The sequence below is a fragment of the Streptomyces sp. NPDC030991 genome (assembly GCF_055571235.1).
This window is the reverse complement of record NZ_JBVIFR010000010.1, coordinates 38,345-53,218: the sequence shown is the minus strand read 5'-3', so window position 1 is coordinate 53,218 and position 14,874 is coordinate 38,345. Positions and strand designations below refer to the sequence as shown.

Below are 14,874 nucleotides of genomic sequence, written 5' to 3'. Positions count from 1 at the left end.
CCTCGCTGGTCCGCCGTGCCGCCGTGGACTCGATGGTGTTCGCGCCGCGCTGGACGCACGGCCGCCTCGACCCGGCGGGCGCCGCCGGGGGAGGCCCGCGCACCTTCCTGGTGCCGCCGGGACAGGCCCGCCTGCACCAGGAACTGACGGAGCGTTTCCCACGGGACACAGTGGTGCGCCTGGACGGCCCGGCGGTGGCCGCACTCGCCGCCGCGCCCGCCGCCGGCGAACACCTGGTGTTCGTCAGCCGCACCTCATGGGCCGACGGGATCCACGACGCCGACCTCACGTCCTTCCTCGGCCTCGTCCACGCCCTCGACCGATGGCCGCGGGTCCGCCTCGACGTCTTCACCGACAAGGCGGTGCACAGCCCGCTGTTCACCGCCGCCACCCACCCGGTGGACGGGGTGTTCGTCGGTCTGGCCCAGGCCCTGGCCAAGGAGCGGCCCGACTGGTCGGTGCGCTGCTTCTGCCTCGCGGACCTCACCGCGACATCGCTGGCCGAGGCCCTCGACCGGCCGCTGCCGACCGTCGCGGGCTCACCCGTGTGCCTGCGCGGCGACGAGTACGCCGTCGCCTCGATGGCACCGGCCTCCCTCGCGGGATGGCCCGACCGGTCGGCGTTCAGGACCGGCGGCACCTACGTCATCCTCGGCGGCACCGGCGGACTCGGGGGCCTGCTCGCCGAGTACCTGGCCACCGAGTACCGGGCCGAGGTGGTCGTCATCGGCCGCCGCTCGCCCGACGACTTCGCCCGGCAAGCCGACCGGCTACGGGAGTCGGGGGCCCGCGCGGTCCACTACCACCAGGTGGACCTGGCCGACGGACCGGCGCTCAGGAGCGCGCTCGACGCCCACGAGGTCATCAACGGCGTCGTCCACTCGGCGCTCGTGCTCCAGGACGCCACCCTCGCCACCATGAGCGAGCGGGTGCTCACCGACGTCCTGCGCCCGAAGCTGCACGGCACCCGCCACCTGGTGGACGCGCTGCGCGGCCGGCACCTCGACTTCTGCCTCTTCTTCTCCTCGGTACAGGCGCACATCGCCAGCGCGGGACAGGGCAACTACGCCGCCGCGTGCGTCGCCAAGGACGCCTGCGCGGACCTCCTCCACCAGGCCCTGCTGATCGACGCCAAGGTCGTCAACTGGGGTTACTGGGGCGAGATCGGGGTCGTCGCGAAGCCGGAGTACCGGGAGCGGATGCAAGGGCTCGGGATCGGCTCGATCGAACCGGCCGAAGGACTGGCGGTCATCGAGCGGTTCCTCGCGGCCGACGACCGACGGATCACCTGCGTGAAAGGAACGGAAGAGGCGTTGGAGCGCATGGGAATCACGCCGCACAAGCCCGCAGCCCCCGCGGCACCGCCCGCAGGCCCCGCGGGAGTCCTCGACGACGTGGTGCCGCCGTTGCGCGACGACGACGCCGATGTCGCCCGCAACCGGGACCTCTCCGCACACCTGGAGGCGTACACCCGGTGGCGGCTGCGTCAGGTGCCGTTGCCGGCGACCGTGATCGCCAAGTACCGGCTGCTGACGGACGCGATCGGCGCGATGCCGCAGGCCAGCTCCCTGCCGCGGGCCGAACTCCTGCGGGCGTACCCGGAGCTGACCGGCCACATCGCACTGCTCGACCGGTGCCTGGACCACCTGCCCGACGTGCTGAGCGGCGCCACCGACGCGGTGGAGGTCCTCTTCCCCGACGGCTCCTTCGACCTCGTCGCCCCCGTCTACCAGAGCAACCCCATCGCCGACTACTTCAACCGGGTCTGCGCCCAGGTGGTGACCAACTACCAGCGCCGTACGGCCGGCCGGCCGCTGCGCGTCCTGGAGATCGGCGCCGGGACCGGCAGCACCACCAAGTTCGTGCTGCCGCTCCTCGACCCGAGCGACGTGAGCTACCACTTCACCGACCTGTCCTACGCGTTCCTGCACAAGGCCCGCGACGCCTTCGGCAGCGACCACCCGTACCTGACCTACGAGATCTGCAACATCGAGGACCCGCCCGAGGAGTACACCGACTCCTTCGACATCGTCGTGGCCACCAACGTGCTGCACGCGACGTCGAACGTCCCCGGCACCCTTCGCAACGTCCGCAAGGTGCTGCGGGAGGGCGGCATCCTCGTCCTCAACGAGATCACCACCCGGCAGGACTACGCCACGCTCACCTTCGGGCTCACCGACGGCTGGTGGCTCAGCAACGACCCGTACCGCATCGAGCACAGCCCCCTGCTCAGCAGCGACCAGTGGCAACTGCTCATGCACGAGGCCGGTTTCGGCGCCGTACGGACCCACGGCGGCGAGGGGCAACAGGTCCTGGTCGCACTGGCCGGAGCCCCGGACACCCCGGACACCCCGGGCACCCCTGACGCCCCGCGCACCGCGGCCCCCGTCGCCGAAGCCCCCGAAGCCGTGCCGGTCACCGGCGACGACGGCGTGCGGGGTCGGGTGGAGTCGTTCGTGCGTGAGGTGATCGCGGGGACGATGCGGCTGGAGGTGTCGGAGGTCGAGCTGGACCGGCCGTTCCGGGACATGGGGATCGATTCGCTGATCTCGATGGAGTTGTTGAAGCCGTTGCGTGAGCGGGTGGGGTATGTGCCCGCGACGGTGTGGTTCGAGTACCCGACGGTGGCGCGCCTGGTGGAGTACCTGGTCACCGAGCACGCGGAGACAGTGACGGAGGCGTTCCCCGCCCCTGCCGCCCCGGTCGCCGCCACCCCGGTCGCGGAAGCCGTAGTAGTAGCCGGTGACGGCGACGGTGATGTGCGGGGTCGGGTGGAGTCGTTCGTGCGTGAGGTGATCGCGGGGACGATGCGGCTGGAGGTGTCGGAGGTCGAGCTGGACCGGCCGTTCCGGGACATGGGGATCGATTCGCTGATCTCGATGGAGTTGTTGAAGCCGTTGCGTGAGCGGGTGGGGTATGTGCCCGCGACGGTGTGGTTCGAGTATCCGACGGTGGCGCGGCTGGTGGAGTACCTGGTCACCGAGCACGCGGAGACGGTGACGGAGGCGTTCCCCGCCCCCGCCCCTCCGGTCGCCCCCGCCCCGGTGACGGAGACCGCCCCGGTCACGGAGCCCGCCGCGGAGACCCCCGCAGCCCCCGAGCCGCGCGAGCGGCGGGAAGCTCCGGCCCCGCAACTCGCCCGGCCCGACGGCGAGTTCACCCCCCGCCCCGGCGACATAGCCATCGTCGGCATCTCCGCACGGCTGCCCGGGGCGGCGAACGCCGACGCGTTCTGGGACAACCTGTTCGAGGGCCTGGACAGCACGTCCACCGTGCCCCCGGAGCGCTTCGGCACCCGCCTCGCCGAGGGCCCCGAGGCCGTCTCGTACACCGAACGCGGCGCCTTCATCGACGACATCGACGCGTTCGACCACACCTTCTTCAGCATCACGCCCCGCGAAGCGGCGCGCATGGACCCCCAGGAACGCCTCGTCCTGGAACAGACCTACCTCGCGATCCTGGACTCCGGACACAGCCGCGCCCAGCTCGCCGGCAGCGACACGGGCGTGTTCGTCGGCGTCATGAACGGCGGCTACGCCTGGCACACCCCCACCGAGCCGGGCGCCGAACCGCCCACCTCCACCTTCTGGTCGATGGCCAACCGGGCCTCGTACCACTTCGACTGGCACGGCCCCAGCATGGCCGTCGACACCGCCTGCTCGGCGTCCCTGACCGCGCTGCACCTGGCCTGCCAGTCGCTGCGCACGGGCGAGTGCGACCGCGCCGTCGTCAACGGCGTCAACCTCATCACGCACCCCCGCCAGTACCAGCTGCTGTGCGGCCTGGAGATGCTGTCGCGCACCGGGGAGTGCCGGCCGTTCGGCGCCGGGGCCGACGGCTTCGTCGACGGCGAGGGCGTCATCAGCCTGGTGCTCAGGCCCGCCGAGGACGCCCTGCGCGACGGCGACCGCGTGTACGCCGTCATCAGCGGCTCCGCGGTCAACGCCGGCGGCCGCGCCAACGGATACACCGCGCCCAACCCCGAGGCCCAGTACGCCCTCATCACCAAGGCACTCGCGGCGGCCGGCACCTCCCCCGAAGAGGTGGGCTACGTCGAGGCGCACGGCACCGGCACGGCCCTGGGCGACCCCATCGAACTGCGGGCCCTGACCAAGGCGTACGCCGCGGCCGGCACCCAGCGGATCCGGCTCGGATCGGTGAAATCCAACATCGGCCACCTCGAGTCCGCGGCCGGCCTCAGCGGCGTGCTCAAGGCCGTGCTCCAGATGCGCCACGGCTCCCTGGTGCCCTCGCTGCACGCGGAGCGCACCAACCCGCACCTGGACTTCGATGACACCCCGTTCAAGCTCAGCACCCGGCGCGAGCGCTGGCCCGCCGAGCTCCCCCTGGTCTCCGCCGTCAGCTCCTTCGGCGCGGGCGGCGCCAACGCCCACGTGGTGCTGCGCGGGGTACCCGGACGGACCGCGCCCGCAGGCCGCCCGCGACGCGACAGCTACGTCATCCCGCTCTCCCACCACACCGGCGCCGGACTCCAGCTGGCCATGGACGAGCTCGCGCAGTGGCTGCGCGGACGCCGCGTCGACATGGACGCCCTGGCCCACACGCTCGCCTGCCGCCGCGACAGCCACCCGCACCGCGTGGCCATCGTCTGCCGCGACCAGGACGAACTCGTCCGCGGACTCGAACAGGACCTGAACCGCCGCCCCGCGCCCCGGGCCACCACGGCCGGCACGGTGGAGGAGCTGTCCGCCCGCACCGCCCAGGACATCGCCGCCCTCTACGAGTCCGGCGGCTCCCCGGACTGGGAGAGGTACTACCCGAGGACCGGCCCCGCGGAGCTGCCCGCCTACCCGTTCCTGCGCCACCGCCACTGGATCGAGTCCGCCGAGTCCGGCTTCCACTCCCTGGCCCCGCTGGTCTCCGCCCACCGCATCGACGGCGTCCCCATGGCGCCCGCGGCCTGGACGCTCGCGGTCCTCGCCGAGCGGGCCGGGGACCGCGCCCTCCACAACGTGCTGTGGCAGAAGCCGATCCCCGACCCCGGGGCCGTCGAGCTCCGCGAGCACGGCAGCGAGCTGACCCTCGTCGACCGCGCCACCGGCGCCACGCAATGCACCGCAGAGGTGGCGGCGACCGCCCCCGTCGGCAGCGCGCCCGTGCTGCCCGCCGGGGCCCGCAGGCAGCACCGGCGGGAGATCTACGACACCTTCCGGCGACTCGGCTACGACTACGGCGAACCGCTGCGCGGCGTGCGGTGGGCCGAGGTCGGGCCCGGCGCGGTGCGGGCCTTCCTCCACGTGGACCGCGACTGGGGGTACGGCCTGTCGCCCGCGCTGCTCGACTGCGGGATGCAGCTGTCCATCCTGCTGGCGGCCGAAGAGGAGTCGGGCGGTCCCGTGTTCGTCCCCTACCACCTGGGACGGCTCACTGTCGTCAGGGCGGTGCGCGACGAGGCGGTGTACTGCCACTGCGTGGCCCGGCCCGGCGGCTCGCAACGGACGCGCACGTACGACTTCTACTTCACCGACGAGCGCGGCGACGTCCTGGTCGCCCTGGAGGAAGTGGTGTCCGTGGCCATCGACGGCGCCGGACCGGCAGCCCGGGCCCCCGAGCCCGCGCCAGCGCCTGCACCCGCGCCCTTCACCGTCGTCGAGCTGAACTGACGGGGGCGGCGATGGCCATCGACGTCCTGATGTTCCCCGGGCAGGGCTCCCAGCGCCTGGGCATGGGCAGGGAGGTGTTCGACGCCTACCCCCACCTGTGCGACAGGGCCGACGACATCGTCGGCTACTCCCTGCGCGAACTCTGCCTGGAGGACCCGCACGCCCTGCTCAACGAGACCTCGTACACGCAGCAGGCGATCTACTTCGTCAGCTGCCTCATGTACCTGGAGCGCACCGAACGGCACGGCGACGAGCCGGTGCGGTGCGTGACGGGCCACAGCCTCGGGCTGTACCCGGCGCTCTTCGCGGCCGGTGTCCTCGACCTCTTCGAGGGGCTGGAGATCGTCTCCGAGCGCGGCGCCCTCATGCAGGAGGCCCGGGGCGGGGCGATGATCGCGGTCCTCGGACCGCAGGCGCACGACATCGACGAAGACCTCGCCCGGCTGGAGTTCTTCGACGTGGACGTGGCCAACTACAACAGCCCGGAACAGGTCGTCCTCAGCGCGGCCAAGCCGCGTCTGGACGAACTGGTGCCGCGCCTGGAGGAGATCGGCCACCGCTGTGTGTGGCTGCCGGTCAGCGGGGCCTTCCACTCCCGGCACATGGAGCAGGCCCGCCGCGCGTTCGCGCGGTTCCTGCGCGACCGGGAGTTCGCGCCGCCCACCAAGACCGTCGTCTCCACGACGAGCGGCCGGACGCTGGGCGCCGAGCACCTGCTGGAGGAGATGGTCTTCCAGCTGGTGAAACCGGTGCGGTGGTGGCAGACCGCGACGTACCTGGCCCGTACGGGACACCGGACCTTCGAGGAGATCGGTCCCGGCACGGTGCTGACCAAATTGAGCGCACAGATCCTCGGCGACGAATCCGCGCCGCAGGCCGAGCCCAGGAAGTGATGACCGTGGAATCAGCAAACAGCAGGATCGCCGTGATCGGTGGCGGCGGCTCCGGCGCCGTCGCGGCCTGGCAGTTGTCCCGGCAGTACGACGTCACACTCTTCGAGGCGGGTGAGTACCTGGGCGGCCACGCCTACAGCCACCCGGTCGAGACCGACCAGGGCACCCTCCACGTCGACATGGGCGTGGAGCACTTCAACGAGAAGCTCTCACCCAACCTGTTCCGGGTCCTGACCGACTTCGGCATCGGCACCTACGTCGCCCCGTCCTCGGTGCACGTGGACTTCCCCGGCGATCGGCAGACCTGGAACAACCTCGACTTCCTCGGCCGGCTGCGCGAGGACCTGCACGAGGAGTTCGACCGCTTCCACCTGGAGATGAACCAGCTGCCCACCTCGGGCGACGACTCGTACAAGACCATGAGCATCGGCGAGTACCTGGACAAGAACGGGTACTCCAAGAGCTTCAAGTACCAGGCGATGAACCCCATCCTGAGCATCTACTCGGGCTGCCACGCGCCGTCCCTCGACTACAACCTCATGTACGTCGCGCTGTCGTTCAGCATGAACCTGCTCTCCTTCTTCGCCCCCGGCTACTGGCGCAAGGCGCAGGGCGGCATCCACAGCTACCTGGCCAGGATCGAGAGCGAGCTGGGCGACCGCATCCGGCTGAACACGCCCGTCGAGTCCGTCACCCCCACGGAGTCGGGGGCGACCGTGGTGGCCGGCGGCCAGGAGCACCGGTTCGACCAGGTCGTCTTCGCCACGCACGCGGACGTGACGCTGTCGCTGCTGCGCACCTCCGACCCGCAGTACCAGGAGCTGCTCGGCGACTTCGCGTACGTACCCGTCGAGAGCGTCCTGCACCAGGACGAGAGCTGGCTCAGCTCCGTAGGACGCGACGCCTACTGCCAGTTCCGGATGCCGGACGACTTCGAACTCGACCGGGCCGAGGAGCAGATGGGCAGCCTCACCCGCAACTGCAACGTGCTCCACCCCTACCGCGACGTCGAGGAGCCCATCCTCATCACGTTCGACCCGCAGGAGGAGGTCGACCCCGACCAGGTCATCGTCCGGCGCAAGTGGAAGCTGCCCCAGCTGCGCCCGGCGGACGTGGGCCGCAAGAAGCAGCTGAGCCGGATCCAGGGCCGCGACCGCCTGTGGTTCTGCGGCACCGACACCAGCGTCACAGGACACGAGGGGGCGATCGTCTCCGGCATGGTCATCGCCGACCGGCTGGGCGTCGCCTACCCCTTCCCGGACGATGCGCTCGCCGTCGGCCAGTTCCGCGGCATCAAGGAATTCATGGGTGTATGAGCGGACACCTCCCGGCCTGTCGCGACCTCACTCTCTCTCACGGGGATGACCCATGGAATCGCTAGCCCCTCGGTACACCGACCTCGCCGCCCCGGACGTGTCCGGCGAGCCGGCCGGCACCACTGTGGTGGTCACCGACCGGGAGGACATCGCGGCGGCGGCCCGCGCCCTCGGCGCCGAGTGCTGGTACGCCGACCCCACCACCCAGGGCGAGGAGCGGCTCGGGCAGGAGCTGCGGCGGCACACCGCCCGGGCCACCACCCTGGTGGTGGCCTGGGGTGCCGGGTCGGCCGGCGGCGCCCCTGACGACGGCGCGGCCGGGTACGCCGCGGCGGTGCGCCACGCCCACGCCGGGCTCGCGCTGCTCCAGGCCGTACGCGCGTCGGGGCGGCGCATCCACCTCGTCACGCTCTCCCGCGCCGACGACGCGCTGCCCGCGCTGCTCGACGGCATGGCCCGCACCGCCGCGCTGGAATGCCCGCTCGTCCACACGGAGGTCACGTACGAAGGGCCCGTCACCGGGGAGCGGCTGCGCGGGTGGATCGCGGCCGGCGCCGCCCGTCCGGGGGCGCGGCTGCGGGCCGAGGGCGAGCGGATCACGCGTCTGGAGCACACGCCGCTGCCGCTGCCGCCGGCGCGTCCCGCCGAGGTGATCGGGGCCGGCGACCGCGTCGTGGTCATCGGCGGCGCAGGGGGCGTCGGACGCCGGCTGTGCCAATACCTGAGCGGCCGCTGCGGCGCCGAGGTGTTCGTCCTGGGCCGCGGCACCCCCGACGAGCGGGTGCGGGAGGCGCTGAAGGAAGCGGGGGTGCGCAGCTACCTCGGCGCCCCGGCCCACGAGTTCGCCGCGCTCGACGGCGCCCTGCGCTACCTCCACGACCAGTTCGGACCGGTCAAGGCGGTGTTCAACCTCGCCGGGGTGCTCGACGACTGCCTGCTCTTCAACCTGACCCCCGACCGGCTGGAGAACGTCCTGCGGCCGAAGGTGGCCACCGCCCTCAACCTGGCGGCCGTGACCGGTCCGCACCGGCCCGCCACGGTCGTCCACTTCAGTTCGCTGACGAGCATCACCGGCAACGTCGGCCAAGCCGCCTACGGAGCCGCCAACGCCTTCCTCGACCGGCTGACCGCGCTCCGGCCCGACTGGCACAGTGTCAACTGGGGCCTGTGGGACACCGACGGCATGCGGATGCCGGACGACGACTCCGGGCTGCGCGCGATGTCCCCCGAGCGGGCCTGCGACGCGCTGATGTCCGCACTCGCCACCGGAACACGCCAACTGGCCCTCTACGAAGGCCGGCTGAGCCTCGACGCCGACCACGCACCGGCGCCGGCGCCGAGGGCAACGCCGGTCGCCGGGGGCGCCGCCGACAGCGGGGACCTGCCCGCCCGCACCACCCGGTGGCTGCGCGACCTCGTCGTCCGGCACAGCGGCCTGCGGCACCTGCGCGACGACGACAACCTGCTGGACCGGGGCCTGGACAGCGTCGGCAGCATCCGCGTCAGCAGGGACATCGAGAGCCGCCTGGGCATCACGGGCTCGTCCCGGCTGAGCCGTGCGGTCCTCTTCGAGTACCCGACGGTCGCGGCGCTCGGCGCGTACCTCGTCGAGAACTTCCGCACCGAGCTGGAAACCTCCGTCGCCCCCGAACAGCCGGCCACCCCGGAGCCGACCGCGACGACCCCCCAGGTGGCACCCGTACCGGACCGGTCCACGCCCGCCGCCCCGGAAAAAACCGCCGCCCCGGAGAAGACCCCCGCCCCGGAGGAGGCCCCCGGCGCGGACGCCTACCGCCCCGACGACATCGCCATCATCGGGATGGCAGGGGAGTTCCCCGGCGGCGCCGACACCGAGGCGTACTGGCAGGCGCTGCTGCGGGGCGACGACGCGGTGCGGGTCATCCCCGGCGACCGCTGGGACTGGCGCGACAACCACTCCTTCGCGCCGGACGAGCCGGGCACCTCCTACGGCCGCCACGGCGGATTCCTCGACCACGCCCTCGACTTCGACCCCGTCTTCTTCAACATCGCGCCCCTGGAGGCGCGGTACATGGACCCGCAGGAACGCCGCTTCCTCCAGTGCGTCCACCACGCGCTGGAGGACTCCGGGTACTTCGCCCGGCCCACCGACGACGTGGGCGTCTTCGTGGCCGCCATGTTCGCCCACTACCAGGACCTCACCGCCCCCGACCGGGTGATCGGCAGTTCGTTCGCCGCCCTGGCCAACCGGGTCTCCTACGCCTTCGACCTGCACGGCCCCAGCATCGCCCTGGACACCATGTGCTCCGGCGGGCTCACCGCCCTGCACCTGGCCGTCCGCAGCATCCGCGCCGGGGACTGCGCGCTGGCCGTCGCCGGCGGCGTGAACCTCATGACCCACCCGGGCAAGTACCGCCTGCTGTCCGAGGGCAAGTTCCTCAGCCCCACCGGCCACTGCCAGGCCTTCGGAGTGGAGGCGGACGGTTACGTCCCCGGCGAGGGCACCGTCGCCGTGGTCCTCAAGCAGCTCTCCGACGCGGTGCGCGACGGGGACCGGGTGCACGCCGTCATCCGGGCGACAGCGGTCAACGCCGGCGGCAGAACAGCCGGTTTCACCGTGCCGTCCGAGCGCGCCCAGCACCGCGTGATCGCCTCGGCCCTGGCCAGGGCGGAGATCGAACCGTCCGCGGTGACCTACGTCGAGGCCCACGGCACCGGCACCCGGCTCGGCGACCCGATCGAGGTGCGCGCCCTGCGCCAGGCGTACGGCGGACCCGAACACGGCCGCGCCCACCTGGGCTCGGCGAAGAGCAACATCGGCCACCTCGAATCCGCCGCCGCGATGGCCGGGCTCGTCAAGGTCGTCAAACAGCTCGCCCACCGCACGCTGGCCCCCACCCTCCACTGCGCACTCGAAAACCCCGACCTGCACCTCGACGACTCGCGCTTCACCCTGGTCAAAGAGGCACTCCCGTGGGCCAAGGGCAGCGCGCCCACCCGCTTCGCCGGACTCAGCGCGTTCGGCGCCGGCGGCTCCAACGGGCACGCGATCATCCAGGAGTTCGTGGCCCCCCGCCCCGAGACCCCGGACTTCCCGGCCTACTTCATCCCGCTCTCCGGACGGGACGAGGCCGCCCTGCGCCGCCGCACGGACGACCTGCTCGCGGCGGTGGACGACGCGCCGGGGACGCCGTCGTACCTGTACGGGCTGAGCTACACCCTGTGCTGCGCCCGCCGGCACCACCGGGCCCGGCGCGGCTACTGGGTGACCAGTACCCGCGAGCTGGCCGACGCGCTGCGGAACCCGGACCGCACCCCGCCCGCCGCCCCGCCGGCCGACGGCCCCTGGGCCGCCGCGGCATCGGCGTACCTCGACGGCGACACCCTCGACTTCACGGAGCTGTTCCCGGTCCGCATGCTGGTCGACGCCCCGCTCTACCCCTTCGCCGACGAGCGGTACGTGGCCGACGCGCTCGACCACACGAGCGGGCCCGCCCGAGCGGCCCTCGCCGCACCGGCGTCGGCCGCCGCACCGGCTTCCCGCGCCGCGGCTGCCGACGCCGGTGAACTGCTGCTCACCCCCGTGTGGCGGACAAGCCCGGCGGACGGCCCCGCCGATGCCCCGGTACCGTGCGTCCTCGTCCTCACCGGCCGCGACCGTGACGACCGGCTCCCCGACCCGCCCGCCGGGACCCGGCTGATCCGGGTCGGCCCCGGTGACGCGCTGGTCGTCGAGGCCGACCGGATCGAACTGCCCGAAGGCGACGGCGCCGCCGCCCGGCGCGTCCTGACACACCTCACCGGCGAACTGGCCCTGGACCACCTGTACTGGCTCGACCTGCGGCGCGAGGTGCCGGTGGCGGCGGAACTGTCGTTCGCCCAGGCCCTCCAGGGCTGCCGCACCCCGTCCACGATCCTCGGCGTCACCCACGAGGACGACCCGGCCGAGGTGCGCGCCAGGGCCGGGTTCCTGCACGGGCTCGCGGAGGAGAACCCGCACATCCGCACCGTCCAGGTGCGCCGCTCCGGCCCGGGCGACGCGTTCGCCGACGGCTGGGGCCCGCTCCTCCACGAGCTGCGCGCCGCCCGCCGCCCGTTCACCGAGGTCCGCCGGTCGCCCGAGGAACGCCAGACACGGGAGCTGACCGAACTCGGCCTCGCCGCCGGCGTGCGGCTGCGCACCCGGGGGACGTACCTGCTCACCGGCGGCCTGGGGAAGGTCGGCCGGGCCGTCGCCGAGCTCCTCACCGAGCGGTACGAGGCCACGGTGATCGCCGTCGGCCGCTCCGCGCCGGACGCCGCGCAGCGGCAGTGGCTCGCCACGCGGCCCGGACTCCACTACGAGCAGGCGGACATCGCCTCCGCCGCCCGGACCCGGGAACTGGTCGAGACGATCCGCGAACGCTTCGGCGGACTCGACGGTGTCATCCACTCCGCGGGCGTCGTCAAGGACGCCCTGGTGCAGAACAAGACGGTGCGGGACGCGGAGGCCGTACTCGCCCCGAAGGTGCGGGGCACGCTGAACCTGGACCGGTACACCGCCGGGCTGCGGCTGGACTTCTTCTGCGTCTTCTCCTCCATCTCCAGCGTCATGGGCAACACCGGGCAGAGCGACTACATCGCCGCCAACCGCTTCCTCGACGAGTTCGCGGCCGAGCGCGCCCGGCGCGTGGCGGCCGGTGAACGCAGCGGCCTGAGCCTGTCGCTCAACTGGCCGCTGTGGCTGGACGCCGAGGACGAGCGGCGCGAGCAGTACCAGGCGCTCGCCACCTTCCTGCGCACCCAGTTCGGGATGGAGCCGCTCTCCTCGCGGCGCGGCGCGGAGCTCTTCCTCGACCTGCTCGACCGTGTGCCGGACACCTGCCACCAGGTCGTGCCGTGCGTCGGCGACGCGGAGCGGATGCGGCGTCGGCTGCTGCCCGGCGCTCCGGCCACGCCGACCGCGCTTGACGCGCCGTCGCGGGAGCCGTCCCCGGCCGCCGGCGCGACGCTGGAGGACATCGGGGGCCAGTTGGTGGAGATGGTGCGCGCGCAGACAGGACTGCGCCCGGAGGACATCCCCGTCGACCGCACGTGGGGCGATCTCGGCTACGACTCGGTGATGCTCCAACAGCTGGCCCGTGACCTGGGCCCGCGGTTCGGTGTGGAGACCCCGCCCAACGCGCTCTTCAAGTACAGCAGCGTCACCACGCTGAGCACCTACCTGCGGGACCAGGGCGTACCGGCCCGGGAGCAGCAGCAACAGGAACAGGAACAGGAACAGGAGCGGGTGCAGGCGCCGACCGTGGCGCGTGCGGCGGCCCCCGCCGCACCGGAGCCGGGCCCCGGACGCGGCAAGTACGCCGTGATCGGGATGAGCGGCATCATGCCCGGCGGCGAGGATCTGGCGGACTTCTGGCAGCTGCTCGTCGAGAACGGGAGCGCGATCCGCGCGGTCGACCGGTGGAAGGGCCGCGACAAGCGGTACTTCGCGGGCACCATCGACGCGTTCGACGCGTTCGACCACTCCTTCTTCGGGGTCTCCGCCCGCGAAGCGATGCTCATGGACCCGCAGCACCGGATCTTCCTGCAGAGCGCCTACAACGCCCTGCTCGACGCCGGATACGCGCCCGGAACCCTGCGGGACGTGGGCGTCTTCGCGGGCGTGCAGTTCAGTGAGTACCAGACGGCGCTGCAACACAGCGAGGACCGGGACCACCCGTACACGGTCACGGGCAACGCGCACGCCATGCTCGCCAACCGCGTCTCCCACCTGCTCGACTTCACCGGCCCGAGCCAGACCGTCGACACCGCCTGTTCGAGTGGTCTGGTGGCGTTGAACCGGGGCGTGCTCTCGCTCGCCGCGGGGGAGTGCGACGTGGCCCTCGTGGGCGCCGTCAGCGTGCTCGTCGACCCGGCCGCGACCGACGCCGCGAGCAAACTGGGCGTCCTCTCCCCGGACTTCCGCTGCGCCACCTTCGACAAGGACGCCAACGGCTACGTACGGGCGGAGGGCGTCGGCTGCGTGGTGCTCAAGCGGCTGGAGGACGCCCGGCGGGACGGCGACGCCGTGCTCGCGGTCGTCGAGGCGGTGGCCGAGAATCACGACGGCCGCTCCAACTCGCTGACCGCCCCCAACCCGCAGGCGCAGGTCGCCCTGCTGACCCGGGCCTACACGCCGGAGCTCGCCGCCCGCGTCTCCCACATCGAGGCGCACGGCACCGGCACCAACCTGGGCGACCCCATCGAGATCGGCGCACTGCGGACCGCGTTCGAGACCCTGGCCCCTGACCGTGAGCCGGGCAGCATCACGCTCGGCGCGGTGAAGACCAACGTGGGCCACCTGGAGCCGGCCGCGGGGATGGCCGGGCTGCTCAAGCTGCTGCTGTGCCTGCGCCACCGGCGCCTGCCGGCCAACGTCAACTTCAAGGAGCGCAACCCGCTGGTGGAGCTGGCCGGTTCGCCGTTCCGGCTGCTGCTGGAGAACGAGGGGTGGCAGCGGGGCGCCCCGCTGGTGGCCGGTGTCAGCTCCTTCGGGTTCGGCGGCTCCAACGCGCACGTGGTCCTCTCCGAGGCGCCCGCCGCACCGCCGTCCCGCGGGGTGTCGCGGTCGCAGTGGCTGATCACGCTCAGCGCCCGCTCCCGCGGTTCGCTGGTGCGGATGCGGGACGGCCTCCTCGACTGGCTGCGCGGCGACGAGGGCGGGAGCGCGGAGCTCGCGGACATCGCCCACACCCTCGCGGCGGGACGTGACCACTTCGAGTACCGCCTCGCCTGGATCGTGTCCGACACCGCGGAGCTGCGGCAGCGGCTGGCGCAGGCGCGCCCCGAGGACGTGCCCAAGTGCCGCCTCCAGCGGCTGACCACACACGAGGTGACGCTGCCGCGGGCGGCGGACCCCGGCCACCGCGCGGCGCTGGAGGAACTGCGGGACCGCTATGTGCAGGGGGAGGAATTCGCATGGGAAACGATGTTCGACGACGGGCAGTTCAGCCGGCTGCATCTGCCGGGCTACGCCTTCGAACAGAACCGGTTCTGGTTCGAGTGACCGGTACCGGCAGGGCAACGGCGCGCCACGGAAGC

At 72.6% G+C, this 14,874-nt stretch carries 4 protein-coding genes; all 4 read left to right on the top strand.

Features of this window, described 5'->3' with window-relative positions; translation table 11 throughout:
• Positions 1-32: 32 nt before the first annotated feature.
• The 4 genes from ACZ45E_RS20275 to ACZ45E_RS20260 are packed head-to-tail and all read left to right on the top strand — an operon-like array spanning position 33 to position 14,839.
• On the top strand, positions 33-5,624 hold the full coding sequence (locus ACZ45E_RS20275) for a beta-ketoacyl synthase N-terminal-like domain-containing protein (RefSeq protein WP_468222592.1): 5,592 nt from the start codon (positions 33-35) through the stop codon (positions 5,622-5,624).
• 11 nt (positions 5,625-5,635) lie between these two features.
• Complete coding sequence (locus tag ACZ45E_RS20270) at positions 5,636-6,517, top strand: ACP S-malonyltransferase (protein ID WP_468222397.1); 882 nt, start codon at positions 5,636-5,638, stop codon at positions 6,515-6,517.
• A 5-nt stretch (positions 6,518-6,522) separates the two neighbouring features.
• A complete protein-coding gene (locus ACZ45E_RS20265) occupies positions 6,523-7,833 on the top strand; it encodes an FAD-dependent oxidoreductase (protein WP_468222396.1) in 1,311 nt (436 codons plus the stop codon).
• Positions 7,834-7,885: 52 nt separating this feature from the next.
• The gene (locus ACZ45E_RS20260; RefSeq protein WP_468222395.1) at positions 7,886-14,839 is read left to right on the top strand and encodes an SDR family NAD(P)-dependent oxidoreductase; all 6,954 of its coding nucleotides are present in this window, start codon (positions 7,886-7,888) and stop codon (positions 14,837-14,839) included.
• The last annotated feature ends 35 nt before the right edge of the window (positions 14,840-14,874 follow it).

What these genes read in the sequence shown, in the direction of transcription:
- ACZ45E_RS20270 (WP_468222397.1), top strand. Translation starts at nt 5,636, where the DNA reads ATGGCCATCGACGTCCTGATGTTCCCCGGGCAGGGCTCCCAGCGCCTG.
- ACZ45E_RS20275 (WP_468222592.1), top strand. Translation starts at nt 33, where the DNA reads ATGGTGTTCGCGCCGCGCTGGACGCACGGCCGCCTCGACCCGGCGGGC.
- ACZ45E_RS20260 (WP_468222395.1), top strand. Translation starts at nt 7,886, where the DNA reads ATGGAATCGCTAGCCCCTCGGTACACCGACCTCGCCGCCCCGGACGTG.